17 protein-coding genes, 1 tRNA gene and 1 pseudogene are annotated in these 22046 nt (G+C 55.7%); 17 read left to right on the plus strand and 2 right to left on the minus strand.

What is annotated here, in order from left to right; translation table 11 throughout:
- The first annotated feature begins 67 nt into the window (after positions 1-67).
- The 14 genes and pseudogenes from OHL16_RS18035 (at position 68) to OHL16_RS18095 (ending at position 13361) form a co-directional block, all read left to right on the plus strand.
- Positions 68-685 carry a PIG-L deacetylase family protein gene (locus OHL16_RS18035; RefSeq protein WP_263368592.1) on the plus strand — a complete coding sequence of 206 codons (618 nt, stop codon included), beginning with the start codon at positions 68-70 and terminating at the stop codon, positions 683-685.
- Positions 679-1458 carry a WbqC family protein gene (locus OHL16_RS18040; RefSeq protein WP_263368593.1) on the plus strand — a complete coding sequence of 260 codons (780 nt, stop codon included), beginning with the start codon at positions 679-681 and terminating at the stop codon, positions 1456-1458. The genes OHL16_RS18035 and OHL16_RS18040 overlap by 7 nt, the downstream gene beginning before the upstream one ends.
- 84 nt (positions 1459-1542) lie before the next feature.
- Entirely contained in the window at positions 1543-2796 is a 1254-nt protein-coding gene (locus OHL16_RS18045) for a glycosyltransferase family 4 protein (protein ID WP_263368594.1), read from the plus strand.
- A gap of 3 nt (positions 2797-2799) precedes the next feature.
- Complete coding sequence (locus tag OHL16_RS18050) at positions 2800-3546, plus strand: carbohydrate deacetylase (protein WP_263368595.1); 747 nt, start codon at positions 2800-2802, stop codon at positions 3544-3546.
- Positions 3547-3670: 124 nt separating this feature from the next.
- Complete coding sequence (locus OHL16_RS18055; RefSeq protein ID WP_263368596.1) at positions 3671-4354, plus strand: PglD-related sugar-binding protein; 684 nt, start codon at positions 3671-3673, stop codon at positions 4352-4354.
- A 24-nt stretch (positions 4355-4378) separates the two neighbouring features.
- The gene (locus OHL16_RS18060) at positions 4379-5092 is read left to right on the plus strand and encodes a sugar transferase (RefSeq protein WP_317891093.1); all 714 of its coding nucleotides are present in this window, start codon (positions 4379-4381) and stop codon (positions 5090-5092) included.
- Positions 5093-5153: 61 nt separating this feature from the next.
- On the plus strand, positions 5154-5897 hold the full coding sequence (locus tag OHL16_RS18065; protein ID WP_263368597.1) for an RraA family protein: 744 nt from the start codon (positions 5154-5156) through the stop codon (positions 5895-5897).
- Between the two features lie 19 nt (positions 5898-5916).
- Positions 5917-7005: a hypothetical protein gene (locus OHL16_RS18070; RefSeq protein WP_263368598.1), complete on the plus strand. Its 1089-nt coding sequence runs from the start codon at positions 5917-5919 to the stop codon at positions 7003-7005.
- Between the two features lie 16 nt (positions 7006-7021).
- Positions 7022-8047, plus strand: coding sequence for a hypothetical protein (locus tag OHL16_RS18075; RefSeq protein WP_263368599.1), 1026 nt, complete (start codon positions 7022-7024; stop codon positions 8045-8047).
- Positions 8048-8083: 36 nt separating this feature from the next.
- A complete protein-coding gene (locus tag OHL16_RS18080) occupies positions 8084-9424 on the plus strand; it encodes a carboxylate--amine ligase (protein WP_263368600.1) in 1341 nt (446 codons plus the stop codon).
- Positions 9417-9842, plus strand: a pseudogene (locus OHL16_RS20410) (NAD(P)-binding domain-containing protein); the annotation flags it as partial. The gene OHL16_RS18080 and the pseudogene OHL16_RS20410, both read left to right, overlap by 8 nt.
- Before the next feature lie 48 nt (positions 9843-9890).
- Positions 9891-10391 carry a DUF1932 domain-containing protein gene (locus OHL16_RS18085; protein WP_263368601.1) on the plus strand — a complete coding sequence of 167 codons (501 nt, stop codon included), beginning with the start codon at positions 9891-9893 and terminating at the stop codon, positions 10389-10391.
- 112 nt (positions 10392-10503) lie between these two features.
- Positions 10504-11646 (plus strand): right-handed parallel beta-helix repeat-containing protein, encoded by a 1143-nt coding sequence (locus OHL16_RS18090; RefSeq protein ID WP_263368602.1) that lies wholly within the window; start codon positions 10504-10506, stop codon positions 11644-11646.
- A 713-nt stretch (positions 11647-12359) separates the two neighbouring features.
- The gene (locus OHL16_RS18095) at positions 12360-13361 is read left to right on the plus strand and encodes a hypothetical protein (protein ID WP_263368603.1); all 1002 of its coding nucleotides are present in this window, start codon (positions 12360-12362) and stop codon (positions 13359-13361) included.
- Between the two features lie 221 nt (positions 13362-13582).
- On the opposite strand, the gene OHL16_RS18100 is transcribed toward OHL16_RS18095, so the two are convergent.
- Positions 13583-15880 carry a putative Ig domain-containing protein gene (locus tag OHL16_RS18100; protein WP_263368604.1) on the minus strand — a complete coding sequence of 766 codons (2298 nt, stop codon included), beginning with the start codon at positions 15878-15880 and terminating at the stop codon, positions 13583-13585.
- 760 nt (positions 15881-16640) lie between these two features.
- Between OHL16_RS18100 and OHL16_RS18105 the strand changes: the two genes are divergently transcribed.
- Positions 16641-16715, plus strand: a tRNA-Gly gene (locus tag OHL16_RS18105).
- Between the two features lie 87 nt (positions 16716-16802).
- On the opposite strand, the gene OHL16_RS18110 is transcribed toward OHL16_RS18105, so the two are convergent.
- A complete protein-coding gene (locus OHL16_RS18110) occupies positions 16803-18431 on the minus strand; it encodes a S41 family peptidase (RefSeq protein WP_263368605.1) in 1629 nt (542 codons plus the stop codon).
- 270 nt (positions 18432-18701) lie between these two features.
- Between OHL16_RS18110 and OHL16_RS18115 the strand changes: the two genes are divergently transcribed.
- Together OHL16_RS18115 and OHL16_RS18120 are read left to right on the plus strand one after the other, a co-directional pair.
- Positions 18702-20594 carry a peptidylprolyl isomerase gene (locus OHL16_RS18115; protein WP_263368606.1) on the plus strand — a complete coding sequence of 631 codons (1893 nt, stop codon included), beginning with the start codon at positions 18702-18704 and terminating at the stop codon, positions 20592-20594.
- 460 nt (positions 20595-21054) lie between these two features.
- On the plus strand, positions 21055-22038 hold the full coding sequence (locus OHL16_RS18120) for a 3'-5' exoribonuclease YhaM family protein (RefSeq protein WP_263368607.1): 984 nt from the start codon (positions 21055-21057) through the stop codon (positions 22036-22038).
- Positions 22039-22046: the final 8 nt, after the last annotated feature.

Genomic DNA, 22046 nt, shown 5'->3' on the forward strand with positions numbered 1-22046 from the left:
CTGGAATTAATAACACAAAGGTCAACATATGGTAAGCAAACTAATGAGTTCCATGCAGGAGCGAGTCTTGATTCTTGCTCCGCACACGGACGACGCCGAGTTAGGATGCGGCGGGACCATTGCGAGAATGCTTAAGGATGGCGTGGACATTTCCGTGGCGGCCTTTTCCACGGCTGAAGACTCTCTCCCCCCCGGAGCGGTGCCTACCCAACTCCGCGATGAGTTTCTATCTGCCATGCAGACGTTGGGCGTTCCACAGGACAAGACATTTGTATTTGGATATCCGGTTCGCCGCCTGTCCTATCACCGCCAGGAACTGCTGGAAGAGTTGGTGAAATTGCGCCACCAGATTATGCCACATATGGTGTTTCTTCCCTCCGCCAGCGACCTGCATCAGGATCATCAGGTACTTAACGCCGAGGGTTTACGCTGCTTCAAAGACATGACCATCTGGGGTTACGAACTACCTTGGAACACCATTAGGTTTTCTGCACAGGCGTTTGTCACTCTGGAGCCCTGCGAGCTACAGGCGAAGTGGAAGGCACTCCAGGCATACAAGTCACAGTTTGATCTTTCCCGTCCCTACTTTTCCTGGGAGTTTATTGAGGGTTTGGCCCGTGTTCGCGGTGTGCAGGTGAAGGCGCCTTACGCGGAGGCCTTCGAGGTGATGAGGATCAAATGGTAGATAGTCCGGAACCAATCAACCCGTCACAGCATTCGGCAATCTGCGGAGTAACCGCAGCTGGAGGAACGATTGCAGCCAGTCACCAACCCAATTACATACCTTGGCTTGGTTACTTCTTCAAGGTTGCCCTAGTGGATAAGTTCGTCTTTGTGGACACCGTGGCTTATTCATGTGGCAGCTTCACCAATCGGAATTCCATAAAGACGCCAAACGGTCCGGCATGGCTAACGATCCCGGTACTTAAGAGCGGTCGAACTGGCCAACTCATCATGGAGGTACAAACCGATAATATCCAACCCTGGGTGCGGCGGCACGTGATGGCGCTCCAGAGTAATTATGGCAAGGCGCCATACTTCAAGGAGATATTTGCGCTACTGGAGCCACACTATGGCGCGGTGGACGGCAGCACCAATTCGCTCGCCGAGTTCAACATCGGCCTGATCCGTGCAATCGCCGCTTATCTTGGCATCGACACGCAGTGGATACGAGCTAGCGAATTAGGCGTTGCGGGGGCGAAGACCGACCTGGTTGCGAGTATCTGCACCGCCGTGGGCGCTGACACCTATGTAGCAGGGATGGGAGCCAAAGCGTATATGGAGAGCGATAAATTGGAAAACGCCGGGGTCGCTCTTGCATATTCCTCCTTCTCTCAAACACGTTACCCCCAACTGTCTGGTGAATTTGTCTCGAATCTATCCATCGTTGACGTTTTGATGAATTGCGGTGCTAGGGGAACTAGACGATTGTTAGGCATCGAATCCGACCCGGTCTGATAACGGTCCGATCGCTCATCGCAAGAACAGTACGGCAGGGAGTCAGTGCCGTCCAGTGTCGTCAATGTTACGAGGTATCTCGAAATGCGCGTATGGTTGGTAAATCACTACGCTCTTACGCCTTCCGAACCTGGGGGGACACGGCATTATGCTCTCGCCCGATATTTGATTCGGAGTGGACACGATGTCACGATCATCGCGTCCAGCTTCAATCATGCCACGCGCAGGCAGCGGAGCTGCATATCTGGAAAATTGTGCGCGTTCGAGCAATACAACGAGGTGCCTTTTCTGTGGTTACGCGTACCGGGTTATCGCAGCAACGTGGCCAGGCTTTGGAACATGTTTGTTTTCGCTTTCGAAGTGTGGTGGGGCCTGGGAACCCGGGGAATGAACAAGCCGGACATAGTGGTCGGCTCATCGCTTACCTTGTTTGCCGCCTTTGCTGCAGCGCGACTCGCTAGACGACTACGTGTTCCTTTCGTCCTGGAGATACGCGATCTCTGGCCGCAGACACTCATTGATATGGGGGTGAGTCCCCACCACCCGGCCGTAGTCGGGTTCGGGATGATAGAGCGTTATCTGTATCGCAAAGCGGACAAGATCGTCACACTTTTGCCCAACGCTTCAGACCACATGATTGCCAAGGGAGCGCAGCCGAACGATATTACATGGATTCCAAACGGCATAGACACGGAACTCATGCCGGCTCCACACGATCCGGCGCCGCACGATGTATTCACAGTGATGTACGCAGGGTCCCACGGTGTATCCGACGCTTTGGACCCAGTGCTTGATGCAGCGGCAATTCTGAACAAGGAAGCCCCAGGGAGGTACTGTTTCCGGTTCGTGGGAGATGGCCCGAAAAAAGCGGGACTGCGCCGGAGAGCAGAAACTGAGAACATCGCCAACGTGGTGTTTGAGGATCCGGTGTCGAAGCGAGATATTTTCTCAGTATTGCAGGAAGCTGACGCTTTCATTCTTAGCGCCAAGAACACCACTCTATACCACCACGGTATAAGTCCGAACAAGCTTCACGAATATATGGCCGCCGCGCGTCCCACCATCTTCGCAGGAAACTCGCATAACAATCCTATCGCCGAGGCGACAGGAGGCCTTACCGTCGCTCCAGAGGATTCCGGGGCCATTGCCGCGGCGGTTGAAGCACTGGCTGCCATGTCGATCTCAGAACGATTGAACATGGGGCTGCGAGCACGGCAATACGTAGAAGAGCATCATGATCTCACGAGGCTTGCTCGTCGTCTCGAGCGAGTGCTGCAAAGCGCCTTCGCTTCTCGCGAGGAAGTAAGGAACGAGCCACAAGTATTGATTCAGAGGTGAAAGGTGTTTGCTGCTAATAGACCTCGGAAGATCATCGTAAACGCGGACGACTTCGGGATGAGCGCGGAAACGAATCGGGCGATCGTAGAAGCATTCGGCGAGCATGTGATCTCGAGTGCCACCCTGATGGCCAATATGCCGGGTTTCGACGAGGCCTGCGAAATGGTGCATCGCCATGGGCTTCTGGGGAAGATCGGAGTGCACCTGAACCTCACCTCGGGACATCCATTGTCATCTCCCATTCAACGATGCACGCGGCTTTGCGATGACAGGGGGATGTTTCGGATGCGGCACACTCGGTTTCGGTTGTCGAAGGACGAGAGGCTTGCCGTGGAAACGGAGATCGCTGCACAGATACAAGCGTGCCTGGACCGTGGGCTTGTTCCGACGCACATGGATTCACACCATCATGTCCACACGGAATGGGCGATTGGAGCGGCAGTCATCTCTGTTGCACGCAAGTATGGGATAAAGGCTATCCGATTGACACGCAACTGTGGCCCTGGGATCAGTTTTGCACACAAGCTCTACAAATTGGCGTACAACACCAGGCTGCGGATGTATGGCCTGGCGAAGACCGACTATTTTGGCTCCTTCGCAGACGTGCAGGAGATCCTTGCAACTGCATCGTGTGACGTTGAGGTAATGGTGCATCTTCCTTCCGATGGTGCCGAAAGCATTCTCGATCCCAGCGAAGGCCCAAGAATGGAGCGCTGGTTTCGCGCGTATCAGCTTGCGAGCTATTCCTGATCGGCAGGGGATCAACGGGCATTTTCAGGAGGTGATTGCAGGGCGGTAGCACACGTTAAGGAAAGTGATAGATAAGAACAAGATTGAATCAGGCAGACGAAATGTACCAGGAGGTCGAAGCTCTATGAAACGCATCGCAATCATAGGTGCGGGTGGATATGCCCGCGAAGTGGCGTGGCTGCTCGAAGATATCTCCGCGGCGACTAATCCAGAGGCGGGGTATGCAACGGTCGGTTTTCTGGTAAGCGACACAAGTAGAATCGGGCCTCATGACAGCCCCATCTTAGGAGATTTCTCGTGGCTTGAATCAAATCATGTTGATGCTCTTGCCATGGGAATTGGCACTCCTGCAGCAAGGCTCACACTCTCCGAGAATCTAAGGGAGAGATTCCCACACATCGCATGGCCGGCGCTGATCCATCCCAGTGTCAAATGGCAGCAGCGAACGATGCAGGTTGGAGAAGGGGTGATTCTCTGTGCTGGCAGCATCGCCACCGTGAACGTTCGATTTGAGCCATTCTGCATGATCAACTTGTCTTGCACTATCGGCCATGAGGCTGTGATCGGCCGCGGTTGTGTGCTCAATCCAACGGTCAACATCTCGGGTGGCGTCGAACTGGGAAGCGGAGTGCTCGTCGGAACCGGCGCGCAGATTATGCAGTACGTTAAGGTTGGCAATGGTGCTCGGATTGGCTCAGGAGCGGTAGTGAATAAGGACGTCAATGCGGATACGACCGTGGTTGGAATTCCTGCCAAAGAATTGATCAAGAAATCACCGATTGAAGCCGTGGCAGCCACGGCCGCCTAGGTGAAAAGTGGCACAGATATCACCATGGCTCCTTCGCCAGAACTCGTTCTAAGCTACAAGCTGAAACGGCTGTTCGATTTGTGTGCTGGGGTTGTGGCCCTCGTTCTGATGTCACCGCTCATGCTGTTGATTGGGTTACTGGTAGCAGTGTTCCTGGGGAAGCCGGTCGTATTTCGGCAGCAACGCCCTGGGTTGCACGGACAACTGTTTACTCTGTTGAAGTTTCGGACGATGGCAGAAAACGACAGGGAAACAGGAAAGCCGGTTCCGGACAGCGAACGCATGACGGCATTTGGGCGCTTTCTTCGCAGCACGAGTCTTGACGAGCTACCAGAGCTGATCAACGTGCTGCGCGGCGAAATGAGTATCGTCGGTCCTCGGCCGCTATTGGTGTCTTACCTTATGCGGTACTCTCCTTTCCAGATGCGCCGGCACCAGGTGCTTCCTGGTATCACGGGGTGGGCGCAAGTCAACGGTAGGAACGCTGTAAGTTGGGAGCGCAAATTCGCAATGGATGTCTGGTATGTCGATCATCAGTCCTTGTTGCTTGACCTCAAGATCATTGCCCTGACTTTGTGGAGTATCACAAGGCGAGATGGAATCGACCAGCCCGGCCTGGTTGGGGCAGCCGAGTTTATGGGCAGCGGTGACGTAGAAGCTATTCCTGTAGCGGATGCGACTGTGCGTTGTCACGCCGTCACGCCCAGCATTGAAGAAGCCGACTCATGTCGGCAATAGGCACGACCGCAGAGAGAGCCTTACACGCAGCGGTCGAAACTACTCACGAGAAGGAGGCAGTATGGAAAGCAAAGCCACTAAACCTATCTCTGCGGAAATGTTCCCAGGGCCAGGCTTTCGCGTGAACGAGGATGTTCGTCGTTTGGATCCAGCTCTGATGAGCGAATTTACAGAGTTTGCCACCCCGGATATTTCTGACATGCTCAATCGTCTGTACGCGGTCGATCCGGGAATCGCCCGCCTGACAAGTAACGAGCACAAGCTGTGCGGACCGGCCTGCACTGTCAAGGTCTTCCCAGGTGACAATCTGATGGTACACAAAAGTCTAGACGTGGCCAGGCCAGGAGACATTGTGGTCATCGATGCTCATGCGTCGTCCATGAATGCGGTATTGGGTGATTTGGTTTCAACCAAGGCGAAACATCGTGGCATCGCCGGCTTCATCGTAGATGGATTTGTTCGTGACTTACCCGGCATCATGGAATTGGATTTTCCCATATTTGCTCGCGGCACTACATCTATCGGCCCACTTCATCGCGGGCCAGGCGAGATAAACTACCCAATCTGCTGCGGCGGCATTGTGGTGAACCCCGGCGACGTCATTGTTGCAGATGGTGCAGGCATTGTCGTTATTCCGCAAGAAGTGGCGTCCGACCTGCTGAAGAGGTTACGCAACCATAAGGTCAGCATGGCGGCTTACCTGGCAGGTGTAAAGCGCGGTGACTTTTCCAACGCGTGGGTAGACAGAATTCTGTCAGAGGCAGGATGCGCTGTCAGTACTGCAAGTGAAACGGTAGCCGCATAAAGTGTACGGAGGTTCTCTGGTGTATCCGCTGATGTGCCGACCGGGCGTGGCCACAATCCTTTACATCGGGTATCGCATAAAAGAAGCGTATCGTGTGCGTCACCCGGCCACTCGGCTTGCCCTTGAACATCGATCGCAGTTCTATACAGAACTATGGTGTGATGCTGCAAAGCAACTTGGAGCTAGCATCGAAGCGTTGGGAAGTGAGATTCTCGAAATTCGACTTGGTCAGAACTCCACACGTGTTCGACAGACCACGACTTGTTGCGATTCTGCAATCGCTGGTGTAGTGGCTGGATACAAGCCTGTAGTGCACCGTTTATTAGCAAGGCGGCAATTGCGAACGCCCACGTATTGCGAATTCACCCTGAACGAGATTACCAAAGCCGCCGCTTTTGTCGAAAGCTCCGCAAGTAAATGTGTTGTAAAACCTGCCAATGGCGGAGCCGGCGAAGGTGTGACGACTGGTGTCATTGGCAGTTTCGACTTGGTTCTTGCAGCTGCAAACGCGGCAGTCCACGGTCCCAATCTTATAGTTGAGCGGCAGGTCCCAGGCGATGTCTATAGGCTTCTCTACTTCGACGGTGTGTTGATGGATGCGGTCCTACGAAGACCTTCTACTGTAGTAGCCGACGGCAAATCCACCGTTCGGGAATTGATTCGCCTTGAAAACGAAGCCAGGTTGAACGCAGGGCCGAACCTTGCAAACGCACTTATTGTGATTGACATGGACGTGCGAAGGACGCTCGCGAACCAGGGTTTGACACTTTCTTCTGTGCCAGTGCAGGGAATCGCAGTAACCCTAAAAACCGTCATTAACGACAACTCACAACGCGACAATTTCTCGGCAAAGCATCTGTTGTGCAAGTCAATCATTGAAGATGGCGCAGCGGCCGCGGAGGCTGTCGGCGTACGACTCGCTGGCGTCGACGTGATCACGCCTGACCCCAGTGTGCCCCTGGCTGAGTCGGGCGGCGTCATCCTGGAGGTCAATACAACGCCCTCGTACCATCACCACTACTACAAGCGGGACGGGAGTTATCCCGTCGCCGTCCATCTATTGCCCTTTCTGCTCGCTAACGGCGTGGCGGAACAATTTACTGCCTGAAGACAGGAGATGCTCGATGACTAAAATGTTCACCTTCGACGCGGATAATTATGCGGACGTATTTGCGAACAATGGCTACGTACACATCCCGGAGGGCTTGTCCGAAGAGTTCCACGCCCGCCTGGTTAAATATGTCGAGGATTCATTTGACAAGAAGCATTTGAAAGACTTCGCTCGCGGCGACAAGCAGCAAGCGTTGTTCGAATTCCTTGAGCCGGAACACTATGATGAACTGCGCGAGGTCGTCGCGGCAATCTGCGGGGTGGAAGCGAGCAGTCTTACCTTATCAGAACGCCACATCAAAGAGTACGAGCCCGGTGCTGCTCCTTATCCCCTGGCGCATAAGGACCGCTTTGGCTCCGAAATTGCCGTCGGATTCTCCATCCGCGTTCCGGTGGGATCAACGCTGGTGATTTATCCAGAGCATGACCTAAGCGCCAACCCATTTAACTCCACAGCCGAGCTACGCTCCAGCTTTTCCGCAAACGCGCATCCAGAGGCGGGGTTGAAGCATGCGCTTCGGGTAGAAATACAGGATCAGCCGCGTGGTGTGCAGTTGTTTAGGGGAAATATGATGTGGCATCTGCGCGAGCACGGCGCGGGTACCACAGTGCTGTATTTGAAGTTAAACACCTACAACTGCGACACACTGGGTGAAGATCCTCACAGCGTGGAGGTCCGGCAGCGCACACTATCCATTGTGGACTCTTCCCCCTTCGAGTGGGCGGCTAGCATACCGGTCATTGCCAGGCGCGTCGATTACATCCAGCGCCGCTATAACCGCGATTGGAACGAAGTGTTCGGTGTGGTCATCTACGGGCAGCCACATACGACTATCACTGAAGCCGAATTCGAAGCGCTGCGGTTGATGGATGGACAGCGAACAGTGACTGAAATCTCCCAGAGAACGGAACAATTATGCAAAGGCAGAGACGTGCGTGAGGCCATTCGTCTGTTAGCCCAGCGTGGCATTGTCGACCTGCTTACAAAGCCACTCGCAATGGGGCAAGTCCGCCACATGGCCCTTCGTGAAGTGGCCTGACCGCTGCAATCCGCAACTGACACGGGAGGTATCACATTGCTAAATAGTAAGCTGCCGCCTGCTCTTATTGTTGGAGGGGACCATGGAGCTCTTTCAGCCGCCAGGAGCCTGGCGGCCGTTTCGATAAAGGTCTATGCGATCAACCATCCGCTGGCAGATGTTCGGTACTCTCGGTTCTGTACCTGGATCGACCTATCGGCACGTACGGCAAATGCACCAGAAGCCTGGGCGACGTACCTTCTCGGGCGTGAGTCTGATCATCTCCGAGGGGCAGTTCTGCTGGCGGCGAGCGATGAAGCAATTGAGCTCATCGCCGAGCACCGCGAGCTACTCTCTGAAAGGTTCAGGCTCGACTTGTCGAACCCAGCAGCCCAGCTCTGCATGCTCGATAAGCTAGGCACGTACCGCGCTGCACAGGCAGCGGGTATACCCACTCCAAAATTCTGGGTGGCCGATACGCGCAAGCAGGTCGAAGGGTTGGAGCACGAGTTAGTGTTTCCTCTTGTCCTCAAACCGATCCTCGGCCACAAGTTTCGCAGGAAATTCTCAGGATCCTACACTGTCACTTACAACATGAAAGAGTTGCTGAACGCTTTTGATACGGTCTGTTGCGCAGGCATCCGGACCTTTCTTGTCGAGATGATTCCCGGACCGGACGATAAACTATGCAGCTATTACACCTACCTGGATGCGAATGGGAATAATCTCATCGATTTCACTAAGAGGGTTATTCGTAGATATCCCATGAACATGGGTGGAGCAAGTTACCACATAACTGACCACGTACCAGATATTCAAGAGCTGGCATTGGCACTATTCCAGAAGGTTGGGTTGCGTGGCGTGGCGAACGCCGAGTTCAAGATGGATGAGAGGGATGGCAAGCTTAAACTGATTGAATGCAATGCGCGCTTTACTGCCGCGGATTGTTTGCTCGTCGCCAGTGGATTGAATTTACCTTTGTTTGTATATAACAGGCTGACTGGCCGCGCACAGGCGGCGCCGTCCAGTTACCGCATGGGGATGCGGCTATGGAATCCAGTCGGAGATTTTGCGGCTTACCGGCAACTGAACAAAATGAGGTTGTTGACTTTCAAGGCATGGATACGCAGCATCATGCACCGAAATCTCTTTCCCGTCTTCCGGTGGAGTGATCCGCTCCCTGCAATCGTTGGCAGCATCCGGCTGGTTCTTTATGCCTGGTCTCGCGCCACCTCAAAAGTAGGCAACGGAAATCGTACCGCACACCTGCGCCTGCCGAGCGTGCAGCAATCGTCACAACCTTTGACCACAACAATTGCGCCAGATATCCCCAGGCATCAGGAACCAACGATTGGGCTGTCCCAGAAACAAACGTTCGACCGGTGTCGCAATGGATAATTACTCACATCAAACCACAATCGGGATTCTGTACCCAGGTGAAATGGGAGCCACCTTCGGAAAGTTACTGTGCGGGGTTGGCTTTCGAGTGGTGACGACCGTCGAGGGCAGAAGTCTTCGTACCCACCGCCTTTGTCAGGAGGCCGGTCTGAGCGTGGTTGATTCTCTTGGCGAAGTTCTTGCGCATTCCGATGTTGTGATATCGCTTGTTTCACCTAGCGCAGCGTTTCCCGTAGCCAGAGACGTTGCTGCGCACTTAGAGCGCTCGCCCCGAAGCTTGTTGTATGTTGACGCGAACTCCATCTCCCCCATGACTGTGGCACGAATCTCTGAGGTATTGTGTCGCGTACCCGTTGATTTCGTCGACGCGTCGATCGTTGGTGTAGCTTCCCAACTTCGGCAGAGGGGGACCTTATACCTCAGCGGATCGCGTGCAAAAGAACTTTCAGGTCAATTCGAGCCCATCGTGCGTATCAAGAACATCGGGGAGATGCCCGGCCAAGCGTCGGCTCTCAGAATGATTCTCTCGGGGATAACGAAAGGCTTGCCGGGGTTGTTTATAGAGACAATGCTGTTTGCCCAGGACATGCATCTACTCAACGAGGCGATTGAAACCTGCGATGAGCTTTACCCCGGCATGATGGAATTGATCAGACGGTGGGTGCCCACGTATCCAGAGCATGCCGCGAGACGGTGCGAAGAATTACAGGAAGTTGAAGAGACAATGTTGATCAGTGGTTCGACACCTCGAATCGTACGTGCTGTCCGGGAAGTCATATCCGCTTTGGCCAGTATCGGCTGGCCAGACGACGAACCGCAGCAGTGGACCATTGTCGATATCATCAGGGAGATCCAAAGGCAGGGCACACTACAGGCGTCAGAGTCTCACTCCGATCAATTCCCAGAACACAAGAATGGGTCGGGACCTGGTGACCAGCCGATTACCGTCGGAAGCCGATCTCCCTAATGATCCGAAGAACAAAACGAATATCGCCTCGAACCTTTCGTCGGGATCTAGCAACGATTTCAATGAGGTCTGCAAAGAAATGACTTATCTAACTGTTGATTAACAAAAAACCATGGTCACCATACAAGGCAATCCGGCTCGCTCGGTCCTATCTGCTCTCCGTCGGTATCGGCCGGCTGCCGCACTGGTGACCGCCCTGAGTCTGACCCTTCTTGTGCAAGGAAGTGGCGCCGGCAAGACTTACTACGTTTCGCCCATGGGCAGCGATTCCAACGCATGCACCCAGGCCAGGCCCTGCGCGAAGCCTGACTATGTCTTCAATAAAAAGGCGTCCGCTGGCGATACGGTTCGGGTTGCACCAGGCACGTATGATTACGGGACCGATGCGGCGGCCCAGTTTCTTAAGTCAGGAACGGCTGTCAACTACATCACCGTTACCTGCGCCACCCGAGGCGCGTGCAAGATTCAGAACTCCATAACTGGTAATCGCACGGTGGTTGTGCTGGGAGGCAGCTACATTACCTTCGACGGTTTCGAGGTGACGAATAACAGTTCGGCAGGTAACAACCTCGGTCTCTATGTGACCGGTTCGTTCGTGAACATCACCCACAACACCATCCACCACATCGAGACCGATTGCAGCGAGAACGGCGGCGGCGGTATCCAACTCGCAGGCAGCGGAAGACAGAGCGGCACCGGCCACCACATCGTCATTGACTCCAACCGGATTTATGACATCAGTTGGACGAGCTGCCAAAACTCGTCTTCGCGGCAGACAGACGGTATCCTAGCGGAGACCGCAGGCGGCGGCATTACCATCACCAACAACATCGTCTACCACGTTGCCGGTGGCTGGGGCATTATGATGGGAAATGGTAGAGGCAGTGCCGCTCCAATGGTGGTCCAATACAACACTGTCTTTAGTAACGGGAACGGCGGTATCACGCTCGTCGGCGGTACGGTACCACCCATCATCACGAATAACATCGTGTTGAACAATGGCCTTATCAATCCGAGATGCGGCATCAATCTGCCACATGGCCTTTCGGGCACAGTTGGTCACAACGACCTATGGAACAACGCCGGAGGCAATTACTGCGTTGAATGGGGCAGCAGCGATCAAAGAGTTCATGCGGACGATATCTCCGTGGATCCTGCTTTGGGAACTACGTTTATCAACTGGCAAGCGGATGGTTCTGGAGACTATCGCCTGAAGGCGGACAGCCTCAAAATGGGCGCAGGCTCAAGAGACTAGATGCGTCGCCTGATAAGTGGATGGTTCTCGTGATAACCACCAGAAGGTGGCTCCGGACTGGGCGTAGGTTCCGGCGAAGATACTCGACGCTGGATTACGTGAGCCCGTTGCAGTACGAAGAATGGCCAGGGAAAGCGCAGCAGTCGCAAACTGGGAAACGCATTCTGAGGGCAAGGTCAATGGGAGTTCATTGGAGGACAATACGACGGTTCACAAGTGACAGAGGCCCTCTGCTCACGTTAGCGGTGGCGTTCTCCGTGGTTTGCTCATGCGTGCTCGTAACCTCTGGATTCATCAGAGGCACCGACCAGTTCTGGTATGTTGCCGACGTGGAGTCGCTTGTCCATGGCCAACACGTCACAAACAACATATTCCCAGCAAACCTGGCCACGCCCGGACCGCTGCCCCGCTCGTTCGTACACAACAACCTCACGCTTTACGTCGTCGTTCCCCTAGCACGGCTCTTGGGTGGGCAGGCAGGTTGGCTCGCGACGAACCTCGCATGCACTGGTGGTTCTGCGCTGCTTGTTTTTCTGTCATTACGGAGAACATCTGCCAGGGCCGCCGCTCTGGCGGCATCATTCCTTCTGCTCTTGCCGCTAACCATCTGGGTAACATGCAACGCACTTTCAGAGCCAATTTACGTCTTCCTTACCACGCTATGTTTATTCGTATGGCTCCGCGCCAGGCACCCACTGAGCCAAGCACTCTTCGTGATCGCTGCAGTCGCTGCCGCCCTCGCAAAAGAGAATCTCGTGGTCCTGTTGCTGGTGCCTATTTTGAGTCTCTGTCTCTGGCGGGGCGAATGGCGCAGCAACTTCCGGGGCTCGTCGTACCTCGTATGTATTTCTCTGTTCGGCTTAGCGCTGTTTGCCATTCTCCGGAACATGGTCTTCGCCGAAAATATTCATTACTCGTTGGCCGCCCGACTGATTACCACCCTCCCGCCGAAAAATGACAATATGGCCCCATATTTTCTCTCCACTCCCCCCGACTTCAATTGGGCACTGTTCTGGGAGAAGGCTGCGCGGAACGTACCTGCGCTGGTCAGATTCGCGCCTACGGAGGCACCATTTTTAGTACCATTTTATGCTCTATTGGGACTCTTTCTCTGGTGTCTTGCCTCGAATTGGAGAACGCTTTCGATTGACTGTAAAGCGTCAAGGGCCTGCGTCGTGACGATCATGCTCATTGCGTCTTATTGCGCAACCGTCCTGCTCTTTCAGAACGAATCGCGCTATGTCTGTTTCCTAATTCCCTCTTTGCTTGTCTCCACGTCATTTTTGGTAAGTTGGACGGAGCGAAGGATCCGAATTCTTGAGGTCTGCCTTCTATGCCTGCTACCTGTCGCACCTGTCCTAGCGTTCCGGGTTCGCAAAGAAGGTATGCAACAGTCTGTGGAGACAAAGAAGATCCAGCAGTTTGTCGACTCCCATTTGGGGGAGGGAATCCCACTGTTGGTAGTACGCGATTCAGGCGATGGATCTCGTTTTATTGAGGTGACGTTCGCGGTTCGGCCCAGGGCTACTCTGGTTATTGAAGAGCCGAACTTTTGCGGCCAATTGAATCGGTATCGCAAACGGTTCGACGTCCGGTACGCCTTCGGACAGGCATCGTTTCTTGCGTCCATGAGCAAGCATGTCGCCGACATTGAGCGCGATGCAGGTCGCTACGCCGGCTATGGCGTGTTTGACATCCAAACTAGCTGTCAATGAGGGTGCGCGAGCGCATACGTCGCCACAAATCCGCGAAGAGCGGGGCATTGATTGGTGCTTAGGGCTCTGTAGGAGCGAAACGTCCGAGTGACAACTCGATTGGAGGGCTGCAGGTCTGCCGGGATTTGGCCATTCGAGATAGTTCGTGCTGATAAAAAATAACCCCATCCCACGAGGAAAACTCCTCGCAGAATGGGGTTGTGTTGTGTCGAGTCCTTCCGTTAGTTGTACTGGTGCGCTCCGATGTCGTATGGTACCGACCTCGTCTTGCCGTCGAAGTCGGTGGCTGGAGGGGCTCCTAGAGTGGAATTACCAGTGCCAATCGTAGGCGAACCTGACTTCTCGTGATAATCGCCGGAACCATCCGCTTGCCAGTTGACAAATGTCGTCCCCTGCGCCGGGTCCACGGAGATATCCCCGCTTCCAGGATCGGAAATGGGAGTTCCCCACTGATGGCAATAGTCAGCACCGCGGTTGCCATGTACATCGTTATGAGCCACCGTCACGCTGTTGCCGGGTGCCAACATAATGCCACACTGCCCACTGACGAGACCGGTGTTGAACACCATGTTATTGGTGATATAGCCGTTGTTGAGCCCGTCGAGGATACCGCCGTTCGAGGTGGAGAACACAAGATTATTGGCAACGGTAGCGCCGTCTGACGCTATCAGGATTCCCCAACCACCGCCCGTATGGTGGACGATATTGTTGGTCACTACGATGTTGGCACCGCCTGTTTCCGAAAGAATGCCATCGCTCTGCACGGTAGAGGCACTGCATTTCCAGCCACTTTGTGGCGTGTAATTGATATCGTAGATCAGATTGGAATCCATCGTGATGTTATGCCCGGCCCCGAGTGACGAGCCGCTACCGGCGATCTGGATGCCGCCGCCGCCGTTCGAGCCGCAGTCGGTTTCGATGTGGTGGATGGTGTTACGGGTGATGTTCACGAACGAACCGGTCACATAGAGACCGAGGTTGTTACCTGCCGAACTGGTATTCGTCACCTCGAATCCGTCGAAGGTAAGGTAGTTGCCTCCCAGATAGACCACTGTGGAATTGCCGGTCACGGAGTTCTGAATCTTGCACGCTCCTCGCGTGGCGCAGGTAACAGTGATATATTTTCCCGCAGTTCCCGACTTCGTAAATGATGCTGCACCACTTCCGTAATCATACGTACCTGCTGCGACCTGCACGGTTTCGCCAGGCGACGCAAGATTGAAAGCATGATCGGGGGTAGCGCAGGGGCTGCTTTGACTGCACGAGTTGGAATTGCTGCCCGATGGCGAGACATAGTAATTGGCACTGGTGCCCGGGCTGCTTGTTGCCGCGGCAATGGTGAGACTCAGCGTAGCCGAGGCAGTCTGGCCCGTAGCATCGCTTACTCCGACACTGTAGGTGCTCGTTCCTGAAACAGATGGCGTGCCGGAGAGAACGCCAGCGTGGCTCAAGGTAAGGCTCGGATTGCAGGACCCTGAACAGCCTTTTACTACCCATGTATAGGGAGTAGTCCCACCGGTCGCAGTGAGGGTGGTGCTGTAAGAGGTAGATACAGTGCCACTCGCAAGTGTGCTGGAGGTAATAGCGAGAGGAGAAGGGGTGGCTGCTCCGGCCGCGATGGTGATGTTGGCGGGCGCCGAGGCAGTCTGCCCCTTCGCATCGGTTACTTTGACAGTGAAGGTGGAGGTTCCGGTATTAGCTGGTGTGCCAGACCATACTCCAGACTGACTGAGGGCAAGGCCTGCATTGCAGGCTCCAGAACAGGTCGTAACTGCCCACGTATAAGGAGTCGTTCCTCCGGTAGCGGTCTCTGAAGCGCGGTAGGCGGAGCCCACAACGCCACTCGGAAGTGTGCTGGAGGTAATAGCGAGAGGAGAAGGGGTGGCTGTTGCGGCCGCGATGTTGATGATGGCGGGCGCGGAGGCAGTCTGCCCCTTCGCATCGGTTACTTTGACAGTGAAGGTGGTGGTTCCGGTATTAGCTGGAGTGCCAGACCATGCTCCAGACTGACTGAAGGCAAGGCCTGTATTGCAGGCTCCAGAACAGGCCGTAACTGCCCACGTATAAGGAGTCGTTCCTCCGGTAGCGGTCTCTGAAGCGCGGTAGGGGGAGCCCACAACGCCACTCGGAAGTGTGCTGGAGGTAATAGCGAGAGGAGAGGTGGTAGCTGATTTGGCCGCGATGGTGATGATGGCGGGCGTGGAGGCAGTCTGCCCCGTCGCATCGGTTACTTTGACAGTGAAGGTGGTGGTTCCGGTATTAGCTGGTGTGCCAGACCATACTCCAGAATGGCTGAAGGCAAGGCCTGTATTGCAGGCTCCAGAACAGGCCGTAACTGCCCACGTATAAGGAGCCGTCCCACCAGTAGCGGACTGTGAAGCGCTGTAGGCGGAACCCACAACGCCGGTGGGAAGGGTGCTGGAGGTAGGAGTGAGAGGGGAGTTAATGGTTGAACCGCACGCCGTGACGGTAGCCAGTGCCGCTAAAAATAGTAGGGCAAAGATTCTTTTGATAAACATCAGGGTCCTCATTCATATAAAAAGATTGAGCGCCAATTAGCGGGCAGCTTCGCCGGAAGCTAAAGGCACAGTTCTGCTGATCCCTGTGAGGAGCAAGGCTGTCCGAGGTTCAGCCTTGGCGCACAGAGTCAAAGTTCCAGGTTTTTAGTTTGTTCCTTGCACAGTCGTACGAAGACTTCGACGCTTATCTAGACGCGTCGAGAGTCGTGTCGCCAACGATGCGAGGGGTATTACTGGATTCAGCTGCGAATGGCCAGGCTGGGCCGAAGCCAACGCATTCGAAGGAGCACGCCCATACAGTGCGAGCGGCTCTCGGGACAAGTTTGTCCCGGAAAAAGAGAAGAGTTGCTTCAAAATAAATACACCTCAAGTTAAATTGCTGACTTATTTAGCTGAGGGCAGGAAGACAACAGGTACAACAGAAAGTTGCATTTCGGAAGGGAGATACTACTCTATATATACCCACCGATGATCTGGTGCGCATTCGCGCTTGCCACCGGGCTATACCGAAATCTGCACTTCTCAATCCCGAACCTATGAGGAATGGGATGACTTCTTAACTATAATTGCAATGAGCGTGCGGCGCAATGCAACTTATGTGTAAAAGTGAGGTGAAAATGCAATATTTTGCTGTTATAATATATCGCCTTTAGAATGATGGCGAAATTAGCATGAGTTGAGAAGTACACCTGCGTAAATTCATGCGCCCACCAGAGCAGCTCCCGCGAGTTCAGGATGTGGCTATAATGGCAATGTACGAGCGGGAGTAGTTCAGTGGCAGAACGTCAGCTTCCCAAGCTGAATGTCGCCGGTTCGATCCCGGTCTCCCGCTCCAGATTTCAGTAGAAAATGACGAAGGTCGCGTAAGAGAAAACGCCCGCGAGTGTCACTCGCGGGCGTTTTCCTTTCATTGGGAAAGGCGTCAGTGGCCACCAGGAGCCGCCTTTTGGGCCAGGGCAAGTTTCAGATGGTCCTGCAGGGTCTGGGCTTCGGGTAGGTAGGTGATTGCCTTCGCGATCTGGGGATCCCATTCCGCCCGTACCTTTAGCCCTTCCAACTGGCCGAATTGTGAAGTGAACAGCTCACCCTTGATGTTCTCCTTGACCCAATCCTGCGCGCTGGCGATATCGGAATCGGTGTACTCAATATTTTGCGACTTGAGGAATGCCTTGAACTCCTGCAGCGTAGCGTCATCCACGGCAAAGTCTTTGGGGACTGAGTTGTGGACTGCCATGTAGTGCTTGCTGAAGTTGAAGAACGCGTAGTGCTGGAGCAGGGAATCCTGAAAGTGGTTCGTCTTCAGGTTGTCGATCTTCTCGTCGGGCGTAATGCCTCCGCCGCCGTATACAGTACGGCCGGAGTCGGTCAGCTTCACCTCGAGGTTGGTCTTGTCCTTGGGCTGCGTGTCGGAGTCGCGCACGTAATAGTAGTCGTAGAGCGACACATTATTGTAGTTGCGCTGAATAAGCCTTCCGGACGGGGTGTAGTAGTGATAGGTAGTCAGTGCAAGTCCGGTGTTTTCGGAGATTTGAAATACGGTCTGCACCAGACCTTTGCCGAAGGTAGTCTCGCCGACGATCAGAGCGCGATCGTGATCCTGAAGGGCACCCGAGACGATCTCAGCCGCTGAAGCGGTGTTGCGGTTCACCAGAACGACGATCGGGTACTTCGTATCCGAGCCGTGAGAGGCTCGGTAGACCTGGTCCGGGAAGGCCCTTCCGCGCTGCGAGACGACGATCTGCCCTTTCTGTAGGAACTTGTCCGACATATTGACGGCTTCGTTGAGCAGTCCTCCGGGGTTGCCGCGGAGGTCGATGACCAGGCCGTTGATGTCGCCGAACTTATCGAGCGCGTCACCGACCTCCCGGCTCGTTGTCTCGATGAAGTTGCTGACGTGAATGTAGGCGATGCCCGGCCGAACAAGGAAGGCCAGGTCGACTGAGGGGCGCGAGACCTCGTCACGCACGAGGTCGAAGACCAGGGGCTTGGGTGAGCCTTCACGGCTCATCTCCACAGAGACATGGGTGTTGCGAGGTCCCTTGAGCAGGGAAGCGACGGCCGCGGAATCCATGCCCTCGGTGCTCTTGCCGTCAACCGAGAGAATGACGTCGCCGGGACGGACGCCAGCTTTGTAAGAAGGCGTGCCTTCAAAGGGGTACAGTACGACGATCTTCGTGCCGCCCTTGGCCGTCGGGTCGGGCTGAGGCTGGATCGTCATGCCGACCCCGTAGTAGCGGCCGTGCTGGTCCTCGCGCATCTGCGCGTAGGCCTTCGGGTCATAGAAGTTGGAGTGCGGATCGAGGACGTGCAGCATGCCTGGAATCGCGCCGTCGTAGATCGCCTTGTCGGTCTTGTCCGTGGTCAGCGGTTCGGCATAGTTCTTCTCGACGAGCGCGTAGACGTCGGTAAACGTATGCAGGTTGTCCCTTAGCACGGACTCATCGGTTGCCGATTGGGCGGCGACCTTCCGGTTGATGAAAGATCCCAGCACTCCACAAGTGGCCAGGAAGACGGTGACGGAGAAGAGGGCGCGGCGGGTGCGGGGAGCCATCGGCTGGGTTACCTCGAATAGCAAAGCTGCGCGGGGACCTGCGCTGAACGCCCTACAAAAGGCCGTATCCCCATTGGACGGAGTATAGCATCGGAGCGTTAGCCGTTGCCTGATTTGCTGGGGATTTTGATCGATTCGCCTCCAGCGTCTTCTGACGGTAGAATTGTGGGACGGATTACCCTCCGCCCATGTGCTGAGTCAAATCAGGCAGGGGCGAACGACCATGCGATCGTATCGGGATCGCGGATGCTGGCAGAGATACGAGTGACAATGATTTCGAGGATTTCGCAGTTTGCAGCCATGTGCGGGCTCGGCCTGCTGACGCTGCCTATCGCAGCGCTGGCACAGGCGCCGCGGTACCAGAGCCCTTTGACGGCACCCACGCCCCAGCAGACGGCGCTTCCGGTTCCCCCCGCGATCACTCCCAACGGCGAGGTTGTTGAGGACGTTATCGTTCGCGTCAACGACCAGATCATCAACCGCAGCGATCTCGAGCGCGCCCAGCAGCAGCTGAACTATGAGAATCAGCAGGGCAATGCGAGCCCTGCCGATGCGGCCGAGCGGCAGAAGAACCTTCTGCGCGACATGATTGACCAGCAGCTTCTGCTCTCGCGGGGCAAGGAACTCGGCATCAATGCCGATGCCGAGGTGATTCGCCGCCTCGATGAGATCCGCAAGCAGAACCATCTGGATACGATGGAAGACCTCGAGAAGGCCGCCCGCCAGCAGGGAGTCTCGTTCGAGGACTTCAAGGCCAACATCCGCAACAACATCATCACGCAGCAGGTCGTTCGCGACGAGGTCGGCCGCCGCATCCAGATGACGCAGGCGCAGGAGCAGGCCTACTACGATGCGCACAAGAATGAGTTTACCCAGCCTGAACAGGTTCGACTGAGTGAGATCCTTGTGCCCACCGCTGCCGATGCCAACGATGCTGCGGTGGCACAGGCGCAGGCCAAGGCTGACGAAATCTCCGCAAAGATCAAGGCGGGAGACAAGTTCGATGAGCTGGCCAAGACCTACTCCGGCGGGCCAACGGCTTCGCAGGGAGGCGATCTTGGTCTTTTCAAGCGCGGCGCGCTGGCCAAGGTCCTCGAGGACCAGACCTTCGGCCTTCCCGCCGGCGGCGTGACCAACCCCATCCGCACCCGTCAGGGCTACGTCATCCTCAAGGTCACCGAGCATCAGGCTTCCGGTGTTCCCCCGCTCAAGGAAATTGAGCCGCAGGTTCAGGAGGCGCTGTACATGCAGTCCATGCAGCCCGCTCTGCGCGCTTATCTGTCGAAGCTGCGTGAAGAGGCCTACATCGATATCAAGCCGGGCTTCGTGGACTCTGGTGCCAGCTCCAAGCAGACCAAGCCGGTCTTTACGGCTTACGCGCCTCCCGTTTCGAAGAAGAAGGCGCAGACAGAGAAGCAGCGGTTCGATCGCGGCGGCCGCTTTTCGACGGTGAGCAAGACGACGACCGCTCCGGTGGTTGCAACTCCCGCGGTTGCGACGGCACCTTCGGCTGCGGTCACAACGGCGACGACTTCAAAGACCTCGGCTCATCCCGCCAAGAAGAAGATCAAGCGCGAGAAGATTCGCTATGGGCAGGCTCCGCGCAATGCGCTTCCTCCGGGACCGCAGGAGACCTCTGTGGGCGCCGGAGCGGGCGTGGCTTCGTCGACCCTGACCGCCGACGCTGGAGCGGCCGTTGCTCCGGGAACGGCGATAGCTCCAACTGAGAGCAAGACGCAGTTCTCTACGACCTCTGATCCCGATCCGCTCGCCCCGAAGGCTGTGGTCACCGGTAAGACGCGTTACAGCTACCGCGCCAAGACGGAGGCCGCCGAGAAGGCCGCCAAACAGGCTGCTCGCCAGAAGGAGAAGATTGCTGCAACTCCGGCCGCTCCGGCGACTGATGAGCTGGTCAGTGAGAAAGTTCAGGCGGCTCCGCTCGGTCTGAACGGAGACACCGGCAAGCAGAAGAAGCCGAAGAAGCAGAAGGGAGCTCCCAAGGAGAGGCTGCAGAACAAGGAGACAAAGCCTCCTGTCGAGGCTCCTCCGCCGGCTCCAACGGTGAACCCTGCGCTGGGAGCGACGCCGACAGGCCTCACACCCACGACTCCGGCTGCTCCGGCCCCGGCACCTCCGACGCCCACGACTCCTCCGTCGAACTAGGGGTGTCTGGTCTTCCCCTGGGGGGTACCCCCTCCCCCCTCATTTGGGCTAAGCCCTCTTATTTCAGCGGCTTAGCGGAAATGATTTTCGATAAAATATTGAAAACAAATGGGTTATGGGTCAAAATATTGATTTTGAAGGGGATGGCGCCCGGCCTTATCTGTCTTTTAGCTCTAGTTCTATTTTAGTGAATTGAGGGAAACTACTCTGCCACTTTCCCCAGGTTTATTTCCTGGCTTCAAGTCGTTCATTTTGTGTTGCGTGAAGGCGTTGTGCAGCCTCTGGGAGCGGATTGTGGGCTTGACAGATATCTGCGGTGAAGTCGAAGCAATGCATCGGGAGTTGTCGTAGGAAACGGCAAACGGCAAACGCAGAGGACGCAAAGGAACCGCAAAGGTCGCCGAGGTAATGCCAAGGCAGGCAATGGGCCTTCGGTCAGGTCCGGGGTATTCTGGTTGCGATGAAAGATTTCTTTGTTGCGGATGCTCCTCGTTTTGAGAACTCCGTAGTTACGTCGTACTTCGTTCTCTCCTCGTTTCAGGTGCGTGACAGAAAGCAGGGCGGCCAGTTTGTCTCGGCCATCCTCACGGACAAGACCGGATCGCTGCCCGCGGTGATGTGGGACGATTTTGCAGATGCCGTGGCGGTCTGCACGGAAGGCTGTTACGTCAAGGCCCAGGGGCAGATTGCCCGCTACCAGGGGCGGTTCCAGATGGGGTTGCAACGGCTCCGTCCGGCCGCCGAGAGTGAGGTCGACGCGGCAGACTTTCTTCCGGTTACCCGCTTCGATGTGGAGGAGATGTGGACTGAGCTGCGGGGCTACGTCTCGCGCTTCACGAATCCTGATCTGCAACGGCTGGTGTTTGCGTTTCTGGACGATCCTGAGATTGCCCAGGCCTATCGGACGGCTCCTGCCGCCAAGATGCTGCACCATGCGTGGATCGGGGGACTGCTGGAGCATGTGCTTACGCTGGTTCGCGTGTGTCTCGCTACGGCGCCGTTTTATCCGGAGGTCGATGCCGATCTGCTGGTTTCGGGAGCAGTCCTGCACGATATTGGCAAGATCCGCGAGCTGTACTGGAAGACGAGCTTTGGCTACACCCTCGAGGGGCAACTTGTGGGCCACATCAGCATCGCGCAGCGGATGCTGCAGGAGAAGGTCCGAGGGATCGAGCCGTTTCCCGAGAAGCTGCGCCTGCTTGTCGAGCACATGATTCTTTCGCATCACGGCAAGTACGAGTTCGGGTCTCCGAAGCTTCCGATGACGCCGGAGGCGCTGCTGCTGAACACTCTCGACGACCTTGAGGCCAAGATGCAGACGCTGCGTAACGCCTTCGACGCCGCCACGGAGCAGGGCAAAGGACCGACGGAAGTGACCGACTGGGTACGATCGATGGAGCGTCCGCTGTTCAACTCGCAGGCGTACCTCAAGGACAGCGAGTAGCGCGCCTG

It is taken from the genome of Edaphobacter bradus, from assembly GCF_025685645.1.
GTDB classification, from domain to species: domain Bacteria; phylum Acidobacteriota; class Terriglobia; order Terriglobales; family Acidobacteriaceae; genus Edaphobacter; species Edaphobacter bradus.